General features: G+C 50.3%; 23 protein-coding genes and 2 riboswitches. Of the genes, 22 read left to right on the top strand and 1 reads right to left on the bottom strand.

What is annotated here, in order from left to right; all coding sequences use genetic code 11:
- The first annotated feature begins 1 nt into the window (after position 1).
- From PRIO_RS33980 to murB, 18 genes are all read left to right on the top strand, one after another.
- Positions 2–1,441, top strand: coding sequence for an MFS transporter (locus tag PRIO_RS33980; RefSeq protein WP_052741487.1), 1,440 nt, complete (start codon positions 2–4; stop codon positions 1,439–1,441).
- Positions 1,410–2,519, top strand: a complete 1,110-nt coding sequence (locus PRIO_RS18350) for a Glu/Leu/Phe/Val family dehydrogenase (RefSeq protein WP_039790706.1) — start codon at positions 1,410–1,412, stop codon at positions 2,517–2,519. Before PRIO_RS33980 ends, PRIO_RS18350 begins: the two co-directional genes overlap by 32 nt.
- Positions 2,520–2,568: 49 nt before the next feature.
- A complete protein-coding gene (locus PRIO_RS18345; protein WP_020432220.1) occupies positions 2,569–3,987 on the top strand; it encodes an APC family permease in 1,419 nt (472 codons plus the stop codon).
- Complete coding sequence (locus PRIO_RS18340; protein ID WP_020432221.1) at positions 3,987–4,766, top strand: SDR family NAD(P)-dependent oxidoreductase; 780 nt, start codon at positions 3,987–3,989, stop codon at positions 4,764–4,766. The genes PRIO_RS18345 and PRIO_RS18340 overlap by 1 nt, the downstream gene beginning before the upstream one ends.
- Positions 4,767–5,094: 328 nt before the next feature.
- Positions 5,095–5,271, top strand: a complete 177-nt coding sequence (locus PRIO_RS36120) for a hypothetical protein (protein ID WP_020432222.1) — start codon at positions 5,095–5,097, stop codon at positions 5,269–5,271.
- 202 nt (positions 5,272–5,473) lie between these two features.
- Positions 5,474–5,872, top strand: a complete 399-nt coding sequence (locus tag PRIO_RS18335) for a DUF2500 domain-containing protein (RefSeq protein ID WP_020432223.1) — start codon at positions 5,474–5,476, stop codon at positions 5,870–5,872.
- A 265-nt stretch (positions 5,873–6,137) separates the two neighbouring features.
- On the top strand, positions 6,138–6,560 hold the full coding sequence (locus tag PRIO_RS18330; protein ID WP_020432224.1) for a cell wall hydrolase: 423 nt from the start codon (positions 6,138–6,140) through the stop codon (positions 6,558–6,560).
- A 335-nt stretch (positions 6,561–6,895) separates the two neighbouring features.
- On the top strand, positions 6,896–7,330 hold the full coding sequence (gene gerQ, locus PRIO_RS18325) for a spore coat protein GerQ (protein WP_085981646.1): 435 nt from the start codon (positions 6,896–6,898) through the stop codon (positions 7,328–7,330).
- A 741-nt stretch (positions 7,331–8,071) separates the two neighbouring features.
- Entirely contained in the window at positions 8,072–9,388 is a 1,317-nt protein-coding gene (locus PRIO_RS18315) for a hemolysin family protein (protein WP_046503988.1), read from the top strand.
- A 174-nt stretch (positions 9,389–9,562) separates the two neighbouring features.
- Positions 9,563–11,482, top strand: coding sequence for an ATP-binding protein (locus tag PRIO_RS18310; RefSeq protein ID WP_052741486.1), 1,920 nt, complete (start codon positions 9,563–9,565; stop codon positions 11,480–11,482).
- Positions 11,483–11,576: 94 nt separating this feature from the next.
- Positions 11,577–12,332, top strand: coding sequence for a DsbA family protein (locus PRIO_RS18305; protein ID WP_046503985.1), 756 nt, complete (start codon positions 11,577–11,579; stop codon positions 12,330–12,332).
- On the top strand, positions 12,332–12,769 hold the full coding sequence (locus PRIO_RS18300) for a disulfide oxidoreductase (protein ID WP_020432239.1): 438 nt from the start codon (positions 12,332–12,334) through the stop codon (positions 12,767–12,769). Before PRIO_RS18305 ends, PRIO_RS18300 begins: the two co-directional genes overlap by 1 nt.
- A 188-nt stretch (positions 12,770–12,957) precedes the next feature.
- Positions 12,958–13,116, top strand: a riboswitch (cyclic di-AMP (ydaO/yuaA leader).
- 126 nt (positions 13,117–13,242) lie between these two features.
- Positions 13,243–15,060, top strand: coding sequence for an APC family permease (locus PRIO_RS18295; RefSeq protein WP_020432241.1), 1,818 nt, complete (start codon positions 13,243–13,245; stop codon positions 15,058–15,060).
- A 211-nt stretch (positions 15,061–15,271) separates the two neighbouring features.
- On the top strand, positions 15,272–16,309 hold the full coding sequence (locus tag PRIO_RS18290; RefSeq protein WP_020432242.1) for an iron-hydroxamate ABC transporter substrate-binding protein: 1,038 nt from the start codon (positions 15,272–15,274) through the stop codon (positions 16,307–16,309).
- A gap of 190 nt (positions 16,310–16,499) precedes the next feature.
- Complete coding sequence (locus PRIO_RS18285; protein ID WP_020432243.1) at positions 16,500–17,558, top strand: FecCD family ABC transporter permease; 1,059 nt, start codon at positions 16,500–16,502, stop codon at positions 17,556–17,558.
- Positions 17,555–18,589 (top strand): FecCD family ABC transporter permease, encoded by a 1,035-nt coding sequence (locus PRIO_RS18280; RefSeq protein WP_020432244.1) that lies wholly within the window; start codon positions 17,555–17,557, stop codon positions 18,587–18,589. The genes PRIO_RS18285 and PRIO_RS18280 overlap by 4 nt, the downstream gene beginning before the upstream one ends.
- Positions 18,590–18,704: 115 nt before the next feature.
- The gene (locus PRIO_RS18275; RefSeq protein WP_039832465.1) at positions 18,705–19,511 is read left to right on the top strand and encodes an ABC transporter ATP-binding protein; all 807 of its coding nucleotides are present in this window, start codon (positions 18,705–18,707) and stop codon (positions 19,509–19,511) included.
- Positions 19,512–19,729: 218 nt separating this feature from the next.
- Positions 19,730–20,641 carry a UDP-N-acetylmuramate dehydrogenase gene (murB, locus tag PRIO_RS18270; RefSeq protein ID WP_020432250.1) on the top strand — a complete coding sequence of 304 codons (912 nt, stop codon included), beginning with the start codon at positions 19,730–19,732 and terminating at the stop codon, positions 20,639–20,641.
- 61 nt (positions 20,642–20,702) lie between these two features.
- On the opposite strand, the gene PRIO_RS18265 is transcribed toward murB, so the two are convergent.
- On the bottom strand, positions 20,703–21,038 hold the full coding sequence (locus PRIO_RS18265) for a protein YmzB (RefSeq protein ID WP_020432252.1): 336 nt from the start codon (positions 21,036–21,038) through the stop codon (positions 20,703–20,705).
- A 176-nt stretch (positions 21,039–21,214) separates the two neighbouring features.
- Positions 21,215–21,258, top strand: a riboswitch (PreQ1 riboswitch).
- Positions 21,259–21,425: 167 nt separating this feature from the next.
- Between PRIO_RS18265 and queF the strand changes: the two genes are divergently transcribed.
- Genes queF through queE form a run of 4 tightly spaced genes read left to right on the top strand, consistent with a single transcriptional unit; the run spans position 21,426 to position 23,816 of the window.
- Positions 21,426–21,926 carry a preQ(1) synthase gene (queF, locus tag PRIO_RS18260; RefSeq protein ID WP_020432253.1) on the top strand — a complete coding sequence of 167 codons (501 nt, stop codon included), beginning with the start codon at positions 21,426–21,428 and terminating at the stop codon, positions 21,924–21,926.
- A gap of 24 nt (positions 21,927–21,950) precedes the next feature.
- Positions 21,951–22,619: a 7-cyano-7-deazaguanine synthase QueC gene (gene queC / locus PRIO_RS18255; RefSeq protein WP_197545353.1), complete on the top strand. Its 669-nt coding sequence runs from the start codon at positions 21,951–21,953 to the stop codon at positions 22,617–22,619.
- The gene (locus tag PRIO_RS18250) at positions 22,619–23,101 is read left to right on the top strand and encodes a 6-pyruvoyl trahydropterin synthase family protein (RefSeq protein ID WP_020432257.1); all 483 of its coding nucleotides are present in this window, start codon (positions 22,619–22,621) and stop codon (positions 23,099–23,101) included. The genes queC and PRIO_RS18250 overlap by 1 nt, the downstream gene beginning before the upstream one ends.
- On the top strand, positions 23,094–23,816 hold the full coding sequence (gene queE, locus PRIO_RS18245; RefSeq protein WP_020432259.1) for a 7-carboxy-7-deazaguanine synthase QueE: 723 nt from the start codon (positions 23,094–23,096) through the stop codon (positions 23,814–23,816). The genes PRIO_RS18250 and queE overlap by 8 nt, the downstream gene beginning before the upstream one ends.
- Positions 23,817–24,224 lie beyond the last annotated feature (408 nt).

Genomic DNA, 24,224 nt, shown 5'->3' with positions numbered 1-24,224 from the left:
TATGCCCGCCAAAACGGTGATCTGGGTTATCGCAAGTAACAGGCCTGGCGTTCTGGCCCGTGTCTCGCAATCCTTTGCCGGATGCGAGACCAATATCGAGCGGGTCAGCTTCGGGAGAAGCCGGGACAAGACGGTGGCCCGGATGAGAATTGCATTCTATGTCGAAGACAAGACGCTGGAAGCTATCCTGCACAGCCTGGGACAGCTGAAAGAGGTGATCCAGGTCCGTACCGGCAGCAGTACGATGCGGGCGCTCTCATACTGGGCTGTGGCTTACGGTTTGTTCGTGACCATACTTGGCCTCAACTTGGCCGCGCCGCTGTATTCCGTATATCGGACGCAGTGGGATTTAAGTCCCGCGATGGTGGTTCTGGTTTTTGCCGCTTACGCGCTGGTTGTGATTCCTTCCATCGTATTGTTCGGACAAGTGTCGGACCGGATCGGTCCGGTCCGTATCCTGCTCTGCGGCATTGCCGCCACTTTGTCCGGTTCCCTGTGCTTTCTGTTTGCGAACGGGCTGTCCATGCTCCTGCTGGCCAGAGTGCTGCAGGGATTGGCGGTGGGTATGTTCAATGGTGTGGCCGTTTCAGCCATGACGGAGCTGCACAAGGCGAACTCCAAGCGCCAAGCAGCCTACCTGGCCGCCCTGCTAGTGACAGCCGGTAATGCCCTTGGTCCCGTGCTCTCTGGGATCTTGGCCGAATATACTCCGTGGCCGACCCGGATGCCGTTCCTGGTTCATCTGCTGCTCGTTGTACCAGCAGTCATCGGCCTTCTGCTGGTGCGGATAAGAAGCGAGCCTGCCGGCACGGCGTCCTTGCATTGGCCAAGGGTGCCCGCGGGCATCCGAGGGGCATTCTACACGGCTTCCTTGACTTCCTTTCTGGTCTGGGGTGTGGTCAGCCTGTTTATGTCGGTCGTTCCCACCTATTTAGGGGTATGGGTCGACCGCACCGGTTTTCTCCTTTCTGGATTGTTGGCGGCTGGAGTACTGGGTTTCTCGGCCCTTGGACAATTCACACTGGGCAAGCTCCCGCTGCTGCGGATGATGACGGCAGGGTACGCCTGTCTGCTCCTTGGTCTTGCAGGCCTTGTGCTCGCCCTGCGCTTCCATTCACTTATCATCCTGTTCGCTTCCATCTTGCTGGTGGGGATGGGGCATGGCCCGCTGTATGCAGGGAGCCTTGCCTATGTGAATGCTATTGCTCCATCAGAGGCGCGCGGGGATACGGTTTCTTTTTTTTATACAGGCACTTATATCGGTGTGGCTGTTCCGGTGCTTGGCTTGGGGCTGTTGTCCGGAGCTTTCGGGCTGGAGCGGGCGATAGAGGGTTTCGCCGGTTGGATGGGATTATGCGCATGCGCCGGTTACTTAGGCTGGAGAAGGATAATTAATGGGGGAATCAGCAATGAATTTACTGGAAACGATGCAGCAAAGTGATTATGAGGAGGTGGTCTTCTGCCAGGACCGGCAGTCAGGGCTCAAGGCCATCATTGCCATCCATGACACGACGCTTGGTCCTGCGCTTGGTGGAACAAGGATGTGGGCCTACGCTTCTGAGGAGGCAGCGCTGACGGATGTGCTCCGGCTGTCCCGGGGCATGACGTACAAGAACGCCGTATCCGGCCTGAATCTGGGCGGCGGCAAAGCCGTCATTATCGGGAATCCCAAGGCGGATAAAAATGAAGCGATGTTCCGTGCCTTTGGCCGCTATATTCAAGGACTGAATGGCCGCTATATCACGGCTGAGGATGTAGGCACAACGGAAGATGACATGAATCTGATTCATGAAGAGACTGAGTATGTTACTGGAGTCTCGGAAACGTATGGTTCCTCAGGCAATCCGTCCCCGGCGACTGCCTATGGAGTCTATCAGGGGATGAAGGCAGCCGCACTGGAAGCCTTCGGTACCGACAGTCTGGAGGGACGCACCGTTGCGGTTCAGGGAGTCGGTAATGTGGCCTATCATCTATGCAGTTATTTGCATCAGGAAGGAGCAAGGCTGATTGTCACGGATATTGATAAGGAAGCGGTCCGGCGTGCTTTGGAAGCTTATGGAGCTAAAGCGGTGAGTCCTGATGATATCTACAGCGTAGCATGCGACATCTATGCTCCTTGCGCGCTCGGAGCAACTGTGAATGACCAGACGATTTCACAGCTGAAGGCCAGGGTGATTGCAGGAGCTGCTAATAATCAGCTGCAGGAAGCCCGGCATGGTGATCTTCTGCACGAGCTGGGGATTGTATATGCGCCGGATTATGTCCTTAATGCCGGCGGTGTCATCCATATTGCAGATGAGTTGAACGGGTATAACCGGGAACGTGCTTACAAGAAGGTGGGAGAGATCTACCGGAATATCCGGCGTGTCTTCGAGATCTCCGCAGAACAAGGCATTCCTTCATACTTGGCAGCGGACCGTCTGGCGGAGGAGAGGATTGCAGGCCTTCATGCTTCGCGCCGTACCTTCTTGCAGAATGAACAGCATGCACTGAGCCGCCGCGCTGTTAGCCGCGGTTGAATCAAGTTTCTTCTATTATTATGAATTAAGAAAGCGGGGGCGCTGAGAGATGACAAATGCTGAGGTTCAAAAAGTGGAGAGCGGATCACCGGAGCGGTTGTCAGGCATGCCGCAGGGCGATAAAAAAACGGGTTATGCCCAGGAATTAAAACGGACCTTAACGTTCAAGGATCTGGTAACCTTTGGTTTGATAACCATGCTGCCAATTGCACCCACCCAGGTATATGCTACTGCCTCCATTGAGAGCTACGGCATGGCGCCGCTTGTGTATCTGGTAGGGGTTATCGCTATGGTTTTTACCGCACTCAGCTACAGCGCGATGAGCAGAGAATTTCCCATCGCCGGATCTGCCTATTCTTATGTGCAGAGAGGTATGAACCCGCATGTCGGTTTTCTGACCGGTTGGGTCATCATCATGGATTACCTGATTATACCGGGGATGCTAATTGCTTTCTCGAATCTATGGCTCTCGGCTATTCTGCCCGGCGTTCCTTCTCTTCTGATCATCGTCCTCTTCGCGGCAATTATTACGATCGTGAACGTTAAGGGAATTTCATTAACCAAAGGGGCCAGCTATCTGTTCCTGTTCTGCCAGCTGGCGCTAATCGCCATCTTCATTATCTGCGGGATCAAGTTTGTGCTGATGGACGGCCATGGCATGGGCAGCCTATCGCTGGAGCCATTTTATCAGCCTGGCAAAATTGACTTCGGCTTCATCGCCACAGCTGCTTCCATCGCAGTACTTGGATTCATCGGTTTTGACAGCATCAGCACGCTGTCTGAAGAGACGAAGAATCCGACGCGAACGGTCGGTCCCTCGGTGGTGGCCAGCCTTGTTCTAATCGGCCTGCTCTTTCTGGGACAATCCTATACCGCATCGCTGGCTCATCCGGATTACAGCAACCTGGACCCCGGCATGGGTTACTTTGATATTATCCGTGAAGTAGGCGGGGATGCCCTATATTACGCATTTATAATTGTAGGTGTGGTGTCCGTGGGGATCGCCAATGCACTGACGGTCCAATCGGCAATCTCGCGCGTAATCTTCTCAATGAGCCGCGACAGGCTGCTGCCGCTGTCCGGTTTCCTGTCCAAGATTCATCCCAGGTATCAGACACCGGCGAACGCAACCATTTTTGTAGGCTTTACTTCTATAGTGGTAGCCCTGTTCCTATCCCTTGATTTCTTGGCTAAGCTGGTAAACTTCGGTGCTATGACAACATATATGCTGTTGAACTTGTCAGTCATTACGTATTTCTTCATCCGCAAAAAACAGCGTGGACTCAAGGGGATCATCCGTTATCTGATTTCGCCGCTTATTGGCTTTGGCGTGGTGGCCTTTATCTGGAGCGGGTTCGATCCGATGACCTACTACATTGGCTTCACCTGGCTGTTTATTGGAATTATAATTGGCGCAATTAAATCCAAGGGCTACAAAGAAGTTCCGCCGGTCCTTGGAGATGTCTAATGAATGGGGGGGATCAGGCTATGCGCTTAACAGGCAAAAAAGCAATTGTTACCGGAGCGGCCCGCGGTATTGGCTATGAGGTGGCACGGAGGTTCGCGGAAGAGGGAGCCGCTGTGGTGATGGCGGACATTGATGCAGAGGGAAATCATTCGGCACAGCAATTGCAGCGTGCTGGGCTTGCCGTCACCTTCTGCCGGACGGATGTGGCGTCCAATGACTCTGTGGTGCAATTGGTTGATACAGCGATGGAGTTGCATGGAGGGATAGACATCCTTGTCAATAATGCTGCGGTGAACATCCCCGGATCTATTCTTGAACTGTCAGAAGAAATCTGGGACCGCACCTACCAGGTGAACGTGAAGTCCATGTTCCTGCTTTCGCGTGCGGTCATACCGATCATGCAGCGCAGCGGCAGCGGGGCGATAGTCAACATGGGATCAGCGAACAGCTACGTGGCTGAACCGCGCCTCAGCGCCTATGTCTCATCCAAAGGAGCCATTCTGATGCTGTCCAAAGCAATGGCTCTAGATTTTGCGGCCGATGGTATCCGTGTGAATTGTATTTGCCCTGGCTGGGTGGATACTGCGTTTAATGACAGTCACGCCGCTCTGTTTGGAGGACGGGAAGAGATTCTGAAGAGTATTCACGATATTCATCCAATTGGACGCACTATCCAGCCTGTGGAAATTGCTAATACCGCATTGTTTCTTGTCTCCGATGAAGCAAGCGCCATTACCGGTGCTGGCATTCTGGTCGATGGAGGGTATACCATCAAATAGCTTTCTACTGAAATCGGGCAGCCGCCGGGAACGCCTCTTTGCCGTTCCGGCGGCTATTCTTGTTGCGTGCTGTTATGGAGCCGTACAAGCTTAAGTTGGAAGGTACAAAAATAAAAAAAATCCATAACCGAACCGGTTATCTTTTAAATTTCTGATGAAGGCAAGCAGGGCTAAAACGTATTTCAAAAAAAGTATAACGTATAGTTTAAATTTAATTTAAAAATGTGAAAAAAATCACATGACAAATGAATCTCCCTGTGATATATTTAACACATAGAGAACATGTTCATTTTTTCACAAACTTTCATCCCGAATAGGAGAGATTATAATGAAAACTTTCGAAACGGATTATGTAACCAGAAACCTGCTGCAACTGTGCTACAACTGTGATGACGCACATCTCTGTGAAACAGAAGAACAATGCAGAGCCTGCTGGGCAGACAATGGAATGCTGCCTGAAGAAAATGATGAAACTAAGCAATTATTAGACCTCGTACACGCTTAATAGGACCGCTGTATAGATGTTAATGAAGGCCACCCTGATCTCTGCCCCCAGAGAATAGGGTGGTTTTTTGTCAATACTGCCCTAGGAAGGATGAATCCCGTATCTCCTTGTGCTGTATGGAATAGACGGGGCATATACATGTACAGAAGTGCCTGTATCACTGCAGGAAGCAGGATAACATGGGAAATAAGGGGGAAAAGTCATGGGAATGGGCCCGGATCCATCTTGGATGTTTGATCTAACGGGGACGGTAATACCGATCTTTCTTGCCGTTGTTATTGGCATAATTGCTGTATCTGCGGGCCGGGGGCTGCTGCAGTGGAACCGGAACAACAAATCGCCCATCATGACCATCCCCGCACGCATCGTCAGCAAACGCAGTGAGGTCCGGCAGCAGCAGCTGCAGGATGACAGCAATAACAGCCGCACCAGCACAACCTACTATTTAACCTATGAGTCGGACCGTGGAGAGAGGATGGAATTCAAAGTGGACGGCAATGAGTATGGCATGAGCGCTGAAGGGGACCGGGGAATTCTTACGTATCAGGGCACAAGGTACCACGGTTTTCGGAGGCAGCCTCATTACTCAACGGCAGAGTAGATTAAAAGTATACGTTGTTTATATTATATTTTGCATTTTCTACAATCCCCGTGTTTCCCGTTAGTGGAGCAAGGGGATTTTTGTATAATGGGAAACCTGAACGCTGTTGGTGAAGGATGGCGGGATGACGCGTAAATCATCTGCGAACCATAATCAGATTTTAACCGGGATGGGCCGGAAATTAGGCGTGGACTGTCACCTCTTGGGCGAATGCACATACAATACAGCGAGCAATTGAGAAGATGTAGGTGAAGGAGGAGAAAGCGTGGCCGTAATTAAAGCAAACACGGCAGATGTAAGGACGCTTGCACGGCTGATGCGGGCCGAAGCCGAAGGAGAGGGGGAGCTAGGCATGCTGATGGTCGGAAATGTCGGCGTCAACCGGATCCTTGGTAACTGCCTGGATTTCCGAAACATCCGTAATGTCAACGACATGGTATTTCAAAGTCCGGGCGGGTTCGAAGCACCGCAGAAGAGCTATTTCTACCAGCGTGCCAGGGAATCCGATATCCGCCTCGCCAGACGCGCCATCGGGGGGGAGAAAACCTGGCCGGCATCCAATGCCCTCTGGTTTTTCCGGCCGGTCGGAGAGTGTCCGGCAACCTGGTTCGACCAGCAGAATACCGGCCGGTTCAAAGCCCATTGCTTTTTTACCCCGTCTAGCGAGGATTGTCCTGCCGTTTTCTAAACTGTATGGGTGACGGATGCGGGTGCAGCCCGAAAAGTCTGGCAGCCCGCTTCCACAGCCCACTGCGGTCCTTCTCCGGTCAGAATCTCTCAGCGACCTTTAGCTTGGAAACCAGTCACATTGCCTAAGGCTGGCAACAGCCTGCATACTAATTATCAGGAGGTTTTTAACAGATGATCGCTCAACCTTACCGCCCCGTGACCTATACGATCGGCAGCAACCCTTCAGGTGCAATGAACAACATGAACAACGTAAACAGCTTGAGTAATATGAATAATATGAACGCCATGCACAGCATGAGCCCTATGGGTATGGGCAGCATGAGCCCTACGGGTATGGGCGGTATGACTCCTACCGGTATGGGCAGTATGAGCCCTATGGGTATGGGCAATATGGGAACCATGGGTACAATGGGGGGAACGCCTCCCCAAGTCAGCAGCGGCAGCCCAATGACTCCAACAGGCGGCGTCGTAACGACTACCGCTCCAGTATTTGAACAATCATACATCGAAAACATTTTCCGGCTGAATCTTGGCAAAGTCGGCACCTTTTACTTCACATACGAGAACAACAAAGATTGGAATGCCAAGGTCTACACAGGTGTACTGGAAGCTGCGGGCCGCGACCACATAATTATCAGCGACAAGGCTACCGGACAACGCATTGTATTGTTGATGGTGAACTTCGATTATGCCACCTTCGATGAACCGCTTATTTATCAATATCCAGGCACCATTGGCAATCCGCCGACAACACGAAACTGTCGGTAATAGCTGTTGTAGATTCGCCGGATTCGTCAGGATTCATCATCCAAATGTATCTGGCATTGGACAATCAACTTGAAGCATATGGGTTATATAAAAAACCTTCAAAGGCGGATGATATAGCCCATGCTTCATAATCAGGAGTTTAAAGTTTACATTATTACCACCGGAGATATTATGCGGTTCTTTGTTGTAGAGGTCATAATCGGGACAATGACATACTCTCTGGCTATGAAGATTTTTCATAATGTGATCCTGGCAAGTGCAGGCGGATGGATTGGCACAGAAACAATAAAACGACTGAACGCCGCTGTGAAAGTTTTGCTGAAATAGAATCGCAGGCGCCAAAAAACCGCCGCCCTGACAGGCGGCTTTTTGGGTTGCCGGGGAGCGTCATTTAGTAGGATTCCCGTTAACAATTGATTCGAAATCCGTCTAAAGTTGACGAAGAGGGTGCCTTCGATTTAACCTTATTACACAGGAATAGAAGAAAAAAGGTTTCTTTTCTCTCTAATGTTTATTCGCCAAAAACAAAGATCATATTTTTACGCTTGTTCGCATCTGTTTTTATGTGCAAAGAAATATTATAATAATGTGTATATTTATATTCGTGATTCCAGTCAGGAGATGAAAGCATTGGGAAATTGATTTGGAAAGGAACAGCTGCTGCACAAGCCGACATTTTGAACAAACGAAGGAGGTGGGCCTATCCGCCTGAATCGTGGAGACGGTGGATAGGAGTATAAATTGAGCGACCCTTTACCCGGTATATTACATGTAGGTCTTATTATTTTGCTGGTGCTGTTGAATGGCTTTTTTGTTTCGGTTGAATATGCGATGGTAAAAGTACGAAGCGGCCGCATAGATTCCCTGATAGAGGAAGGCAGTAAACGAGCAGTGGCAGCAGGTAATATCGTACACAATCTGGACGGATATCTGTCCGCCTGCCAGCTGGGCATCACCCTTGCTTCACTGGCGCTTGGCTGGCTGGGGGAACCGGCTGTCGCAACGATTGTGGGGCCGATTGTAACAAGCCTAGGATTTGGCGAAACCTCGGTTTATGTAATTTCGCTAATTATTGCGTTTATGTTCATCACCGTTCTGCATATCGTACTCGGAGAGCTTGCTCCCAAGACGATCGCTGTGAACAAAGCCGAAGCGGTACTTCTGCTAACCGCGGGTGCGATGAATGTTTTTTTCCGGATTATGTATCCGATTATCTGGATCGTAAAAGGCCTGGCCAGCGGGCTGCTGCGGATTTTCCGCTTAGCGCCTGCCTCGGAGCTGGCTACAGCACATACGGAAGAAGAAATCCGCATCATTATGCAGGAAAGCAACAAGAGCGGACTTATCGACAACACGGAAATGACTTTGGTGGACAATATTTTTGAATTTGCCGACACCATGGCCCGTGAAATTATGATCCCGCGCACTGAAATGATCTGTCTGAACAATCATCTGACGGTTGAAGAGAACATGGAGGTTGCGTTCGACGGGATGCGCACCCGGTATCCGGTATGTGACGGTGACAAGGACCACATTCTCGGCTTCATTCATATCAAGGATCTGATCCGGGATAATGCGCCCAAATACAGTGAACTGATTCGTCCCATTCTTACCGTTCCAGAGTCGATCCAGATTAGCGCCCTGCTTAAGGTCATGCAGCGTGCCAAGACGCAGATTGCCATTCTGATCGATGAATACGGCGGGACCTCCGGTATGGTTACGCTCGAAGATATTATGGAAGAGATCGTCGGTGAGATTCAGGACGAATTCGACGAAGAGCGGCCGGGTGTGGAGAAACTGGGGGAGGATGAATTCTCCATTGATGGTCTGATGCTGATTGAAGAAATCAACGACCGGCTTGGATTGAATATGGAGACAGATGATTATGATACCATCGGCGGCTGGTTATACTCCAAGCTAGAGGTGAATCCGCCGCAAAAAGGCCAGACCGTAGAATTTGACAGCCACCTATTCGTGGTGGAAGAAACCGACAACAAACGGATATCCCGTATTAAAGTGATGAAGGTGCAGTTTTTGACTGAAGAAGCGGGAGCCTGACAATAACATAAGGATGTTTCCAGACATGGCGTCAGGTTCGGCGCTATGTCTTTTTTTATACAAAGATTACCTCAGCCGTATGGTCGGGATTCCGGATTCGGGGCGTTTCATGGCGGGTAAATGGAGTGTATCTGGCAGCAGTAGTTCATTCAAAAAAAGAAAGGAGAGAGGCCGATGTCTGATCACCCATTTTATATGGATTTGCTGGTCCTCTTTTCTATCGTCATAGCATGTTTATCCAGCTTCATAGCCGTGGATCTTGCGGAAAGAATGGTACGTTATAAAAGAAGTGTGTTTTTTGTCCTGTTCAGCTCCTGTGCCCTGGGAACAGGGATGTGGAGTATGCATTATATCAGCATGATCGCGATGAAGCATGAGAGCGCGGCGTCCTATTATATCCCGATGTTGTTACTCTCACTGTTTGTACCCATTGCGGCTTCCTACGTGCTGCTACTGCTGTTCAATAACCCCCGTACGCGGAGCAGCAAGGCTACTCTTGGATTTGGCGGGCTGCTGTTCAGCTGCGGCCTACTGATCATGCATTGCAGCGGGATGATGAGCGTGCGGTATACGGCAGCTTTTGAACAAAGCGCGGGTTCGATTCTGGGGGCCTTGGTACTCTCATTAGCGGTCCCTGCGATTACAGCCTCCTATCACCCTAATTGGACAGCGAAGCGTTATAATATGTTTTCCGCCAAAAAATTATTGCTTATCCTTGTACTGACTGCTGTGCTGTCGGGAACAAATTATATAGCTATGGCCGGAGCCTCATATGTAGATACGGGACCTTATATCTATATGGGCAGGACTCCGCTCCTGAATGATTCAATGCTGGGAATGATTCTAGCCTGCACGTTCCTGCTGGTAGTGGCCGTTGTGCTTGGGCTTATGTACAAGGACCGGAAGCAGGTGCTGTTCACGGCACAATTTAATGAGCAGCGCTACACCGCTTTATTTGAGTTCAGCCCCGATATGGTAGTATGTATCGACCCTGTGCGCAAAAAAGTGATCAGCGCCAATCCATCACTCCGGCAGACAACAGGATACGGACAAGAGGAACTGAGCGACTATAAAAGTATATTATTCAGCACCGGGGATGAACAGGCCCTCAAAGCAGCCGTTAAACGCGCTGCGCAAGGACAGTCCGGAAAGCTGGAAATAATCGTCAAAACCAAAAGCGGAGCCAGGCTGATTTGCAGTACTACCGTTTTTCCGCTGGTAAATGACAAAGAAAATTATGTGTACATCATCGCTGAAGACATCACGGCACTGGCGGAACAACAGCAGGAGCTCCTGATCGCCAAAAATGCGGCCGAAAGTGCAGCGCGGATGAAAAGTGAGTTCCTGGCGACGATGAGCCATGAAATCCGGACCCCGCTTAACGGCATTATTGGCATTAACCAACTGCTCGCTGAGGAAATCACGGCACCGGATCATCAGGAATTGTTGAAGCTGCAGAATACGAGCAGTCTTGCATTGCTGAGTGTGATGAACGATGTGCTCGACATTTCACGCCTTGAAGCTGAGAACATGCTGCTGGTAAAAGCACCGTTCAAGCTTCCTGCACTGCTGCGGGAATGCATAAACCTGTTTGCGGTTGCGGCCGGCCACAAAGGGCTTGCATTGAACCTTGAGATCGCCCCGTCCATTCCTGAACAATTAATCGGGGACAGTGCGCGAATCCGCCAGATCCTGGTGAATCTGATTGGCAATGCAGTCAAGTTTACCCACGAGGGGAGCATAACAGTTACAATTGAGCCCTGCAGCAAAGAAGGGACTTCCCTGGGACTGCTGTTCCGAGTCAGTGACACAGGAATCGGGATTGCGCCGGACAAGCTGGAGCTGTTGTTCCAGCCCTTCTCACAGGTGGATGCCTCCCATAACCGGAAATATCAAGGCACTGGGTTGGGGCTGGCGATCTGCAAAAAGCTTGTTGAGCTAATGGATGGCAGCATCTGGACGGAAAAGGCCAGGGAAGGCGGGACGGACTTCTTTTTTAAGATCCCGCTGCAGCTTATGGATACTATCCCGCGGCAAGAGTATTCCAATGAACAGGGAGTCCGGGAGAAGCGGGAAAAGTCGGAAGTGGGTTGAACTGAGGTTTGCCAAGCGAAGAGTTTTAATTATATAATTTTAAAGAATATGATATCCTCACAACAGTCCTTCCAGGACAGAAAGGAACTCTCTTTTGGGCAAATCTAAAACAAACAATGGCACGGTTTCCGGTTTAAATAAAGCCGAGAAACGCAGGGCTGAGCTGGAGCAGCAGAAACAGAAAACGAGAATTCTAATTATTAGTGCGGTCGCAATCGTAGTGATTATTTTTGTCGGACTCTTCTTGCTGGCATCGAAGGATTCCTCTTCAACGGCAGGTTCAGGCAAGGCGGTTGATTTCAATTACAGCGGGTTCCCAAGACTCGGGAAAGAGGATGCACCGGTCAAAATCGTCGAGTTCGGTGATTTCAAATGTCCGGCCTGCGCCCAGTTTACAGGTGCCATCAAGCCGCAGATTGTGCAGGAGTATGTGAATCAGGATAAAGCAGCCTTCTACTTCGTAAATATGGCTTTTATCGGCCCGGATTCCGAAACGGCTTCGCTGGCGGCATTATCCGTCTATCATCAGAACAATGACGCTTTCTGGACCTACTACGATGCGCTTTACGCCAATCAGGGGGATGAGAATGCAGAGTGGGCCACAGAGGACTTCCTGGTGAGTCTCGCGGAGAAGGAGAAGCTGCCTGTTGATCTGGAGCTTTTACGCAAAGACATCAAGGAACGAACCTATGAAAGTGAGCTGCAAAATGATATCAGCATCGCCAAAGATACCGGTGTAACCTCTACGCCTACTGTTTTCATTAATGGACACAAAGTAGATAAGCCTTTCGACATGGAAGCTATTGACGCTCAGATTAAATCCGCTTCCGAAGCTGTGAGTGCTGAATGATGAAGATCGCTGCTTTCTGCAGACGCCACTGTCTCTATTTGGCCTGGTTTGTGTCTGTTATCGCAGTAGCGGGAAGTTTGTACCTAAGTGAGGTATTGAAGTACGAGCCCTGCAAGTTATGCTGGTTCCAGCGGATATTCATGTACCCGCAGCTTATTCTGCTGGGCATTGCCACCTACTGGAATGACAAAAAGATCATTCCCTATGTGCTGCCCCTAAGTCTCATTGGCGGCTGCATCTCTATCTATCATTATGCGGAACAGAAAATACCGGCACTCAGCAAGGTGCTTCCCTGCACGATTGGCGTACCCTGTAACAAGGATTATCTGAATTATTTCGGGTTTATTACGATCCCTCTACTGGCCTTGATTGCCTTTGCGTTAATCGCGATTTTGCTCTGGACCGGACGCAAAGAGGACATCTCTAACCATTCCTGAAATTTCTGACACAATTAGGGTTCAAAACCTTGAAAAAACAAGCGTTAAGAGGATAATCGCAGAGAATGAAAGATCCATATATCCCTCATCGTGGTTTTGCGTAAAATGGATCATTTTTCAATCTTTTTTCATTTTTTTCACCGCTTTACGGAAGGGCCATTGTAGACTATCATTAGACCTTGTGAGAAGTTGAATATGCGCTGAATTTTCCGTATGGAAAAACGGGGGAACCAACATTGGCCTAAGTGCCAACGGGGTGAATCGGGACGGTCCGCAAGGGCTGCAACCGTAGGGCTACCACAGCCCGAATCCGCCAGCTAACCTCGTAAGCAATGGTGGGATAATGACGATGCGTAAGCATGCGGATCATTTCCGTATGCTTATTTTTGTGCCTGCATTTATGAAAATCCACCTATGAAAACAGCGCACGGTATTACCGTTTCAACCTAAACAAGAGAGGAACTGTTACTACAATGGTAAGCAAGGTAAAACGACTATTGATCGGGCGTCCGATGAAGTCGAACGAACTCGATCATGAAAAGTTATCCAAGGTGAAAGCACTGGCTGTCCTGTCTTCTGATGCGCTCTCGTCTGTAGCCTACGGAACGGAACAAATCCTGATTGTGCTGGTGGCCGCAGGCTTCACAGCTATCTGGTACTCATTGCCAATCGCATTAGCCGTATTGGGCCTGCTGGCTATACTGATTTTATCCTACCGTCAGACCATCTTTGCTTATCCGCAGGGCGGTGGCGCGTATATCGTAGCCAAAAGCAATCTGGGTGTTCCAACCGGACTCCTCGCCGGGGGATCTTTGCTGGTGGATTATATTTTGACCGTTGCGGTTAGTGCATCGGCGGGCACAGATGCGATCACATCCGCTTTTCCAAGTCTCCATAATCATAGCGTACTTATCGCTGTTACCGTGATTTTGCTCTTAACGATTATCAATCTGCGCGGGGTAACAGAATCTGCTTCATTCATTGCTATTCCCGTGTATCTCTTCGTAGCATCGATCTTTATATTGATCATTGCGGGGGTATTCAAATATGCAACCGGCGGAGCACATGCCAATGTTCCTGAAATCGGGTCTGCGGTGTCGAATGTCAGCTTGTTTCTGCTGCTTAAGGCTTTCAGCTCCGGCTGTTCGGCTCTGACCGGGGTAGAGGCTGTATCGAATGCCATTCCGAACTTCAAGGCGCCTGCGGAAAAAAATGCGGCCAAAACCCTCATGATGATGGGGCTTATCCTGGGGATTATGTTTACCGGTATTACGCTGCTGGCTTACTGGTATGGAATTACGCCGGATGAAAAAGCTACAGTGGTATCACAAATTGCCGAATCTACTTTTGGGCGCGGCGGTTTGTACTTTTTCATACAAGGTATCACAGCGGTCATTTTGTTCCTGGCTGCCAATACAGCCTACTCGGCATTCCCGCTGCTGGCGTTTATGTTTGCCAAAGACAAGTATCTGCCCCATGCATTTATGGTCCGTGGGGACCGCTTGGGCTTCTCGAACGGCATTATCTTTTTGGGTGTATTATCCGCTCTGCTGGTCACGGCTTTTCACGGAAATACGGAAAGCCTGATTCCGTTATATGCGGTGGGCGTTTTCATTCCGTTTACGCTGTCCCAGCTAGGTATGATGGTGCATTGGTGCAAGACCAAACCTAAAGCGTGGCAAAATAAATTTGCCGTGAACACGGTGGGGATGCTTACGACTCTGACCATAACCTTAATCTTCATTATCACCAAATTCTCCAGCGTCTGGATGGCCTTTATCTTCCTGCCGGTAGTAATGTTCGTGTTCCACAGGATTCACCACCATTACCTGAATACTGCGGATCAGCTGCGGATATGTCCGGCAACGGATAAACCCTGCATCAAGGGAAGTACAGTGGTCGTACCTGTTGCCGGTGTAACACGTGCGGTGCTGCATTCGATCAGCTATGCCAAGTCCTTAACGGATAATGTGGTGGCTGTGTATGTAGGTTTTGATGAAGAAGAGATCAGCAAAATGGAGCAGAAATGGGAGGAATGGAATCCGGGCGTGCGCCTGATTGTCCTCCGCTCCCGTTACCGCAGCATTCTCCGTCCGCTGGTCAAATTCATAGATACAGTAGAGTGGAAGACTGCTTCAACCGATCATATTACTGTACTCATCCCGCAGTTTATCACTAAGCATTGGTGGCAGGCCGTCCTGCACAATCAGACCAGCTTGTTCATCCGTTCCTATCTAATGAATCAAAAAGACATCGTCGTTGCAACCGTACCTTATCATTTGCATAAATAGACAGATGGCTGCCAACATGAAGACTGTTTCCGGATTCCGGGAGCAGTCTTTTTACATATATAAATGGGTTCGTTAGCCAAAACGTGAAAGTTGCAAAAGCAAAATATTTATATTGACATAGAGAATGAGAATCAATATCATTTAATAAGGTGAGGCCAAGGTAACCAGACCTTTGACCATTTCAGATTGTACATATACAGGAGGGGTATTCATGTATTCGATTAACTTAAAGAGAGCAGGCCACAGGAAGCTGGCCTCAATCGGGCTTTTGACGCTGACGCTTATTTTGTCCGCCTGCGGCAATAACAGCAGCGCAAATTCAACAGGGAGTGCGGCCAATGCACCCGCAGCTTCAGCAGACGCTACAACAGCACCTGCATCAGAAGCTCCGGCAGCAACAACTGCTCCTGCGGTAGAGAAAACAGTAACTGATGCCATGGGGCACAAGGTAACCGTTCCGGCTAATCCGCAGCGCGTGCTGGCTTCATACCTGGAGGACTATCTGGTAACGCTTGGGGTAACTCCGGTAGCACAATGGTCGGTAACCAACGGAGTTCAGGATTATCTGGCAGATGAATTGAAGGATGTTCCAACGATCAGCTTTGATCTTCCCCTTGAGGCTGTGATGGGCTTTGCGCCGGATTTTCATATTGTACAATCGGAAGCCAGCGTGCAAAATGGCCTCTATGACCAGTTGAACAAAATCGCACCTACCTATGTGCTGGGCGATGAGATCAGCAAAGACTGGCGAAAGTCTCTGCTCAAGATCGGTGAACTGCTGAACAAGAGCGCCGAAGCTGAGCAGGCGATAGCCGCTTATGATCAAAAAGCTGCCGATGCCAAAGCAAAAATCTCCACTGTAATTGGAGATGATTCTGTTGCAATCTTGTGGCTTATTAAAAAGAACTTCTATATTGTAGACGAAACACGCAGCAGCGGGGCGGTAGTGTACGGTGACCTCGGTCTAAAGCTGCCTAATCTTGTAACAGAGATTCCTGCAGCTTCCAGAGCAACCTGGAATCCGATTTCTCTTGAGAAGCTGGCCGAGCTCACTGCAGACCATATCTTCCTGGTTAACAGCGACAAGACTGAAGGTTCAGAAATTTTGAACAGTCCGATTTGGAAGGGCATTCCTGCTGTTAAGGCGGGTAATGTTCATGAATTTGCCTCCAACCACAGCTGGCTGTACAGCGGAGCGATAGCCAATTCCAAAACCATTGACGATGTCTTGAACAGTCTTGTGAAATAAGAAATCCTCATCAAAAGGGTGAAACTCCCGGACATGTGGAAGGTGCAGGACGTTGTATCCCCGGATACTCGATCCCTGCACCTTTTTTAGAGAATTGAATGCTTGTGCATCATTCACAGATTTGCGATAATGAGAATGATAGTTGTTATCATTTAGATTATCAGTAATTATCCTGGTAAGGGGACGGCTTATGGTCACATCCACACACTCACAACCCCGTACTCATCCGGAAGGGGAAAAACAACTGAAAACCCGCCCTGCTGCAGCAGTAGTTATATTGATTGCAGGGCTTGGGGCTATACTGTTCGGCCTGGCGCTTTCCGTTTCGGTAGGTGCGGCGGATATTCGGCTGGCATCTGTATGGGAAGCGGTATTTCGCTTCAATCCCGAACTGCCGCAGCATCAGGTGATCCGGGAACTGAGAATTCCCCGTGCATTGGCCGGAGCGCTGGTCGGTGCTTGCTTTGCAGTCGCAGGAGCGATTATGCAGGGCATGACACGCAATCCGCTGGCGGATTCGGGACTGCTTGGCCTGAATGCCGGCGCAAGCGTTGGACTGGCATTGGCTTTTGCCTTTGCACCTTCAATGTCATTCATATATATCATGCTCTATTGCTTCATTGGAGCCGCAGCGGCTTCTCTTCTCGTCTTCGGGATTGGTTCGCTGTCGCATAGCGGACTGACTCCACTGCGGCTGACACTCGCCGGAGCTGCAGTGAGCGCTCTGCTGCTCGCCATCAGCCAGGGGATTGCGATTCTCTTCCATCTCTCGCAGGATATCGCTTTTTGGATGGCGGGAGGGATTGGGGGTACAAGCTGGACACAGCTGCGGATCATGTTTCCTTGGGTTGCTGCAGCTCTTATAGGATCACTGATGATATCGCGTTCCATCACACTACTCAGTCTGGGACGGGATGTGGCAGCTGGTCTCGGGCAGAGAACCCGTCTAGTGCAGACTGCCGGAATCCTTATAGTTGTCGTGCTTGCCGGAGCAGCGGTATCCGCGGTGGGGCCAATTGCTTTTATCGGATTAATCATCCCGCATGTTACACGATTTCTCGTCGGGGTGGATTACCGCTGGATTATTCCGTGCTCGGCAGTGCTTGGAAGCGTACTGATCATCTTTGCGGACATTGCTGCCAGAATGATCAATGCTCCTTATGAGACGCCGCTGGGTGCATTGATTGCTGTAATCGGGGTGCCGTTCTTTATCTATTTGGCCAGTAAGCGTAAGGGAGGATTGACATGAGCCGCAGCCAGCTGTCCTCCACACCGAAAAAGCGACGGACCCGTGAAAACGCCATATTATCTCTCCTGGCAGTTCTGATCGTTGTCATGTTCATCATCAGTATGAACACCGGACTTATCCGGCTGTCGCCAACGGAAGTTATACATACTCTGCTGGGAGAAGGCAGCCAGCAACAAAAGCTGATTCTCTTTGACTTCCGTCTGCCGCGGATCGTCATTTCCTTGCTCGTTGGAGCCGGATTTGCGGTTGCAGGCTGTATTCTGCAGAGTCTGTCGCGCAATGCGCTGGCGGAGCCTTCAACCCTTGGCATTAATGCCGGAGCAGGCTTTGCTGTACTTATCTTTATTTCCTTTGTCCCGGCAACAACTGCAGCTCCAATCTTTATGCTGCCGCTGATGGCGCTGGCCGGGGCCGGTCTTACCGCAGCGCTGATTTATGTTCTGGCCTACCGCCGTGAAGACGGTCTGTCACCGACAAGACTGATTCTCATCGGGATTGCCGTTGGCGCAGGCATCTATGCGTTTCAGCTGATTTTATCCTTAAGGCTGGACCCGGAAAATTATCAATTTGTTGCCACCTGGCTGGCAGGGAAGATCTGGGGCGGCGACTGGCGGTTTGTTATGGCGCTCCTGCCCTGGATCTTGATCCTGGTGCCGTTTGCCTTCTACAAGGCACGGGTTCTTAATGTCCTTAACCTGGGCGATGAAATCCCTGCGGGACTGGGGCTGCCTGTGGAGAGAGAACGGGTTCTGCTGATGGCCGCTGCAGTTGCACTAGCCGGTTCCTGTGTCGCAGTCAGCGGGGGCATCGGCTTTGTGGGACTGATCGCCCCCCATCTGGCCCGCCGGATTGTAGGACCGAGGCATCAGATTTTGCTGCCTGCCTGCGCCTTGGTCGGCGCATTGCTGCTGTTGACTGCCGATACGATGGCCCGCTGGATTCTCCAGCCTTCCGAGATTCCGACAGGAATTGTGGTAGCTATCATCGGGGCTCCGTACTTTTTATATTTGCTGGCCAGATCCAAGGCCTGATTCCCTATTGGAGCATTAGCTCCATGAAACTCAAGACATGCTTACGAAGCAAGTTTTATTACGAAGTAAATTCAGAGGAGCAAAAGCTCCGTAAAACTTTTGAGGAGTGAAGATCATGTCGGAACGTTTGAATACAGAACAGTTAAGTATCGGGTATGCTGAGGCGATGATAGTCAAAGGGCTGAACCTGTCGCTTCCTACTGGAAAAATCACTGCGCTGGTCGGGGCTAACGGCTCCGGGAAATCGACCATTCTCAAGACTATGGCGCGGATCATGAAGCCCAAAAGCGGCAGCGTCATGCTCGACGGAAAGTCGATCCACAACCTGTCGACCAAGGAGGTAGCCCGGCAGCTGGCGATTTTGCCGCAGAATCCTACCGCTCCCGACGGGCTTACTGTCTCCGAGCTGGTCGGCTACGGACGTTATCCGCATCAGAAGGGTTTCGGTACACTGACTCCGGAAGACCGCAGCATTATTGCCAATGCGATTACGGTAACGGGGATGGAAGCATTCCACGACCGCCCGATTGACCGCCTGTCCGGGGGGCAGCGCCAGCGGGCATGGATCGCTATGGCTCTGGCTCAGCAGACCGATATTCTGTTCTTGGACGAACCAACAACTTTTCTCGATATGGCTCACCAGCTGGAAGTTCTCCAGCTCCTGCAGAAGTTGAATCAGGAAGAAGGCCGCACAATCATTATGGTTGTGCATGATTTGAATCATGCTTCCCGGTATGCACAGCATATGGTAGCCATTAAGTCCGGAAGCGTGATCAGTGAAGGCGCTCCTTCTGAGGTTATGACATCCGGTGTACTGCGTGAGGTATTCGGAATCGAAGCGGATATTGTTCCTGATCCGCGTACGGGTGTGCCGCTCTGTCTTCCTTATGAATTGGCGGCTTATTCAGCCGTCGGAATGTAAGGAGTCTGGGAAAGGTTATAATCATGAAATTAGACTCATAAAGATGATATATGCAGCAAGCTGCAGGCTCCCGTCATTGACAAGGGAGCCTGTTCGTTGTTAAAGTTGTGGTTGCCCTGGTTAAATTCCTTCTTATTTCATTGCATATAAACAACGGAGCATGATTAAATCGGCAAATCAAGGATAATTATTTTTATAGAATCAAAGGAGCAAAGAAGATGAATATCAGCAAAATATATGAGGATCTGCAGCAGTTGGTTCCCACTGGAATGGTTAAGCGTGGTGAGGTGCTGGAGAGCCATGTGTTTACCCGCATCGGCGGCCGGGCCGACATCCTGGCGGCGCCTGCGACATATGAAGAGCTTCAATCTATTGTTACATATGCCCGTGTAAATGAAATTCCGTTGACCGTTCTGGGGAACGGCTCGAACGTCATTATCCGTGACGGAGGAATCCGCGGCATTGTTCTCCAGACCTCCGATTTGACTGAAATGGGACTCAGGGACAATGTGCTTTATGCCCAGTGCGGTGCAAAAATTATCGATGTCTCCAGATTTGCCTTGGAGAAGCAGCTTGCGGGTCTTGAATTCGCCTGTGGAATTCCGGGGACAGTCGGAGGGGCCTTATACATGAATGCCGGCGCATACGGCGGAGAAATCAAGGATGTGCTGGAAAGTGCGCTTGCGATCAGTAAAGCCGGGCGGATAGTGACGCTTCAAGGAGAGGAACTGGAATGGGGCTACCGCAAAAGCGTCTTTGCCAGCAGTGAATTTATTGTTCTGGAGGCCAGATTTGCCTTGCAGCCGGGTGATCCGGCGGCAATCAAAGCAGCTATGGATGATTTGACCCATCAGCGTGAGTCTAAGCAGCCACTGGAGTATCCTTCATGCGGGAGTGTATTTAAGCGGCCTCCCGGAAGGTTCGCCGGGCAGCTGATCCAAGAGAGCGGGCTGCAGGGAACCCGGATCGGCGGAGCTGAAGTATCCCGTAAACACGCAGGCTTCATCGTGAACACAGATCACGCGACGGCGAAGGACTACATCGGGCTGATACAGCATGTTCAGGCTACGGTAAAGAATAAGTTCGGTGTGGAATTGGAGACGGAAGTAGAGATTATAGGCGAAGAATGACAGCACAGGATAGGACGCAGCCACATATGCCGCGTCCTGTTTTTTTGTGAGAGATGTTCACTCAGGCTTTGGAGATGGAGTATTTGGCCCGCTCTGTTCGAAGTTCCACTTGCCCGTCGTCCGCATTATCCAGTTGAAGCCCGCTGACAGCAATTTCATAATTCTGTTGAGGAAGAGGTACTAGCTCGCCGTCCCTGTTCAGGGTATTGCCCGTGCCCCGGAGGATCAGCGCGCTGTCCAAATATTCATCAATCACATCCTCGGTGTTACGGTAATCCACGGTTTCCAGATTAAAGTGGACGGTGTCCAGGTCATTCATCTCCTGTTTCTTAATCATAATCGTTTCGCCAGCTTGGGCGGTCAGCCAATCCATAAGTTTCAATACGTTTTGATCCATTAGATGATCCCACCCTTATCAAGGAGATTATAGACATTAAGTTACCCTTTTCTTCGGAATTGAATCCATGCTGTGTTCTCTGATTTTGGATCAGCTGCGAGGGTTGTCAACCTGCCGCCGGACATGGTATAGTTCAATTCGCAAAGGCATAAAGAAGAATTCTGCGCGCTAAAGCCGCAGGAGAGGTTCGCAAACTCCCTCTATAAAAAACTAAGACCGCCCTGGCATAATCGTCCCTGGAGACTAAGGGATTGCGGGAAAGTATAGGCTGGCGCATGTGCTTATTCCTGTTATGCTTGTTTCTTCTTAGTAGAGCCAAGTTTTCGGAACTCGTTCTTCTTTCCATTTCCGGCAGCAAGCCGGGGGAAAAGAGAGGGGTTTTTTGTCATGTCAGAAGGCAGATTGAAAGAGGAAATGCAAGAGGTTACCCTGCTGGGGAACCAAGGCACAACGTATACATTCGGTTATGACCCGGATATTCTGGAGGTGTTTGACAACAAGCACCCCGGACGTGATTATTTTGTGAAATTCAACTGTCCGGAGTTTACCAGCCTGTGTCCCGTTACCGGCCAGCCGGATTTTGGCGCGATGTACATCTCGTATATTCCTGATCACAAGATGGTCGAGTCCAAGTCACTGAAGCTCTACCTGTTCAGCTTCCGCAATCATGGGGATTTTCACGAAGACTGTGTAAACATTATTATGAACGATCTCATCTCCTTGATGGAGCCGCGGTATATTGAGGTCTGGGGCAAATTCACCCCGCGCGGCGGCATTTCCATCGATCCTTACTGCAACTGGGGGCGTCCGGGAACCAAATATGAAGCGATGGCCGAGCACCGGCTGATCAATCATGACCTGTATCCTGAAAAAGTGGACAACCGTTAATCCGGAGGAACTGAGAGGAGACTCATGACAATGAACAACAAAGCCCTTGTGGTCTTCAGCGGCGGCCAAGACAGCACAACCTGTCTGGTATGGGCATTGAAGAACTACGAAGAGGTCCAGGCAGTTACCTTCAATTACAATCAGCGCCATGCGGCTGAGATTGAAGTCGCCAAGGAAATCGCCAAAAAATTCAACGTGAAGCAGCATATTCTCGATTTGGGTCTGCTCCATCAGCTGGCGCCCAACGCGCTGACCCGCGATGATATAGAGATTGCCGCCGGTGAAGGGGAGGAGCTTCCGAGTACGTTCGTAGATGGCCGGAATCTGCTGTTCTTGTCCTTTGCGGCGATTCTTGCCAAACAGCTTGAGTTCACCAATATCGTTACCGGAGTCTGCCAGACGGACTTTAGCGGATATCCGGACTGCCGGGATGTATTCGTGAAATCGCTGAATGTTACCCTTAATCTGTCAATGGATTATGAGTTTGTTATTCATACGCCGCTGATGTGGCTGGATAAAAAAGAAACCTGGAAGCTGGCCGACGAGCTCGGCTGCTTTGAATATATCCGTGAGCATACGCTGACCTGCTACAACGGAATTATTGGCAGCGGCTGCGGTACCTGCCCGGCCTGCCTGCTGCGCCAGCGGGGACTGGACCAGTATGAAGCGGAACGAAATGAGGTCGGTTCCTGATGCTGGGCGAGGTATCCGTATGTAAAATTTTTACCTTTGACTCGGCTCATCAACTGGTCGGACATAAAGGGAAGTGCAGCAACCTCCATGGCCACACCTATAAGCTGGAGGTTGTGTTGAAAGGCAAGCCTCTGGCAGAGGAAGGCCATTCTGACGAAGGGTTTGTAGCAGATTTCAGCGATATCAAGGCAACGGTGCAGGAGAGCCTGTTGGATCATCTGGATCACGCTTTTCTGGCCATGGGCAATGAGCCTGTTCTGGAAACCCTGAAGAACACCGGTTCAAAGATTGCTCTGCTCTCGTTCCGGACAACAGTGGAGAATATGTCGGCATATATTGCCTACAAGCTGATACAGGCTTCGCTGCCGCTATATTCCGTCAAGCTGTGGGAAACGCCAACCTCCTGGGCGGAGGTGCTGGCTGCGGATATTCCTGCCGAGGGTCCTGCCTACCGCCTGTATGGGGGTTGTGACTGTGAGTAAGCTGCCGGTAATAGAAATCTTCGGGCCGACGATCCAGGGTGAAGGCGCGGTAATCGGCGTCAAAACGATGTTCGTCCGCACCTACGGCTGTGATTACCGCTGCAGCTGGTGTGATTCCGCTTTTACTTGGGATGGCTCGGCGAAGGATAAGGTGCGGATGCTGGCCCCGGAGGAAATTATGGATGAACTGGCTGCGCTGGCCGGAGGCAATTTTGATTGTGTGACCCTCTCTGGGGGCAACCCGGCACTGATTGGCGAGGGAATGGGCAGATTGATACAGCTGCTGCATGAACGCGGCATTCAGGCAGCCGTTGAGACGCAGGGCAGCAGATGGCAGAACTGGTTCTATGCTGTCGATGTGTTGACGGTCAGCCCCAAACCGCCAAGCTCCGGGATGGAGACGGATTGGAACATGCTTGACGGTATTATGGACAAGATGAAGGCGCATGGCAGAGCTACCCACAGCCTGAAGGTGGTCGTGTTCAACGATGAGGACTACCAGTATGCCAAACGAGTACACAGCCGCTATCCGGGAGTGCCGTTCTTCCTGCAGCCGGGCAACGAGGATGTAACTGAAGAGGGGGATATCTCGGTGCGCCTGCTGGCGCGGCTGGAATGGCTGTTCAATCTGGTCATCGCTGACCCGGAGATGAACAAGGCGAGGGTACTGCCGCAGCTGCATGCACTCATTTGGCACAATAAACGGGGGAAATAAACGGAGCTGAAGAACGGGCCTCTGCTATGATGCAGAGGTTCGTTTTTTCTGGAAATATAAGCATTTATATGTTTTGGGGAAAGCGAAGCTTTATTGTATAGGAAACCTCCGCAAGTGGATAAAATTATGCTTAAAGTTGTAGAATAAATACTTTGGGCGAATTTGTAACGAGCAACGGCAGAAATGCCGTTGCTGTGGCTGTGAATGCCGAGTTCTGAGGGGAGGAGTCGGTCTAAATACTCTAATTCCAACTAGCAATTACTTACCGGTTTCTTCGCAGGTGCTAGTTGGAAAAAGGGAACTTATTTTTCCGAAAATTAAAAAATCCTGAGATTTAAGTGGAAAAAGTAAACTTAATTGGACTACTTTTCTTGAATAATGGCGAAATGAGCTGAATTAGTTTCCCTT

Origin of the sequence: Paenibacillus riograndensis SBR5, from assembly GCF_000981585.1 — a bacterium.
Classification (GTDB): Bacteria; Bacillota; Bacilli; order Paenibacillales; family Paenibacillaceae; genus Paenibacillus_AQ; species Paenibacillus_AQ riograndensis.
This window is presented reverse-complemented; position numbering and strand designations above follow the sequence as displayed.

What these genes read in the sequence shown, in the direction of transcription:
- PRIO_RS18275 (WP_039832465.1), top strand. Translation starts at nt 18,705, where the DNA reads ATGTCGGAACGTTTGAATACAGAACAGTTAAGTATCGGGTATGCTGAG.
- PRIO_RS18265 (WP_020432252.1), bottom strand. Translation starts at nt 21,038, where the DNA reads ATGGATCAAAACGTATTGAAACTTATGGATTGGCTGACCGCCCAAGCT.
- PRIO_RS18250 (WP_020432257.1), top strand. Translation starts at nt 22,619, where the DNA reads ATGCTGGGCGAGGTATCCGTATGTAAAATTTTTACCTTTGACTCGGCT.
- PRIO_RS18345 (WP_020432220.1), top strand. Translation starts at nt 2,569, where the DNA reads ATGACAAATGCTGAGGTTCAAAAAGTGGAGAGCGGATCACCGGAGCGG.
- PRIO_RS18340 (WP_020432221.1), top strand. Translation starts at nt 3,987, where the DNA reads ATGAATGGGGGGGATCAGGCTATGCGCTTAACAGGCAAAAAAGCAATT.
- PRIO_RS18310 (WP_052741486.1), top strand. Translation starts at nt 9,563, where the DNA reads ATGTCTGATCACCCATTTTATATGGATTTGCTGGTCCTCTTTTCTATC.
- PRIO_RS18285 (WP_020432243.1), top strand. Translation starts at nt 16,500, where the DNA reads ATGGTCACATCCACACACTCACAACCCCGTACTCATCCGGAAGGGGAA.
- PRIO_RS18335 (WP_020432223.1), top strand. Translation starts at nt 5,474, where the DNA reads ATGGGAATGGGCCCGGATCCATCTTGGATGTTTGATCTAACGGGGACG.
- queF (WP_020432253.1), top strand. Translation starts at nt 21,426, where the DNA reads ATGTCAGAAGGCAGATTGAAAGAGGAAATGCAAGAGGTTACCCTGCTG.
- PRIO_RS33980 (WP_052741487.1), top strand. Translation starts at nt 2, where the DNA reads ATGCCCGCCAAAACGGTGATCTGGGTTATCGCAAGTAACAGGCCTGGC.
- gerQ (WP_085981646.1), top strand. Translation starts at nt 6,896, where the DNA reads ATGGGCGGTATGACTCCTACCGGTATGGGCAGTATGAGCCCTATGGGT.
- PRIO_RS18280 (WP_020432244.1), top strand. Translation starts at nt 17,555, where the DNA reads ATGAGCCGCAGCCAGCTGTCCTCCACACCGAAAAAGCGACGGACCCGT.
- queC (WP_197545353.1), top strand. Translation starts at nt 21,951, where the DNA reads ATGACAATGAACAACAAAGCCCTTGTGGTCTTCAGCGGCGGCCAAGAC.
- murB (WP_020432250.1), top strand. Translation starts at nt 19,730, where the DNA reads ATGAATATCAGCAAAATATATGAGGATCTGCAGCAGTTGGTTCCCACT.
- PRIO_RS18300 (WP_020432239.1), top strand. Translation starts at nt 12,332, where the DNA reads ATGAAGATCGCTGCTTTCTGCAGACGCCACTGTCTCTATTTGGCCTGG.
- PRIO_RS18350 (WP_039790706.1), top strand. Translation starts at nt 1,410, where the DNA reads ATGAATTTACTGGAAACGATGCAGCAAAGTGATTATGAGGAGGTGGTC.
- PRIO_RS36120 (WP_020432222.1), top strand. Translation starts at nt 5,095, where the DNA reads ATGAAAACTTTCGAAACGGATTATGTAACCAGAAACCTGCTGCAACTG.
- PRIO_RS18295 (WP_020432241.1), top strand. Translation starts at nt 13,243, where the DNA reads ATGGTAAGCAAGGTAAAACGACTATTGATCGGGCGTCCGATGAAGTCG.
- PRIO_RS18290 (WP_020432242.1), top strand. Translation starts at nt 15,272, where the DNA reads ATGTATTCGATTAACTTAAAGAGAGCAGGCCACAGGAAGCTGGCCTCA.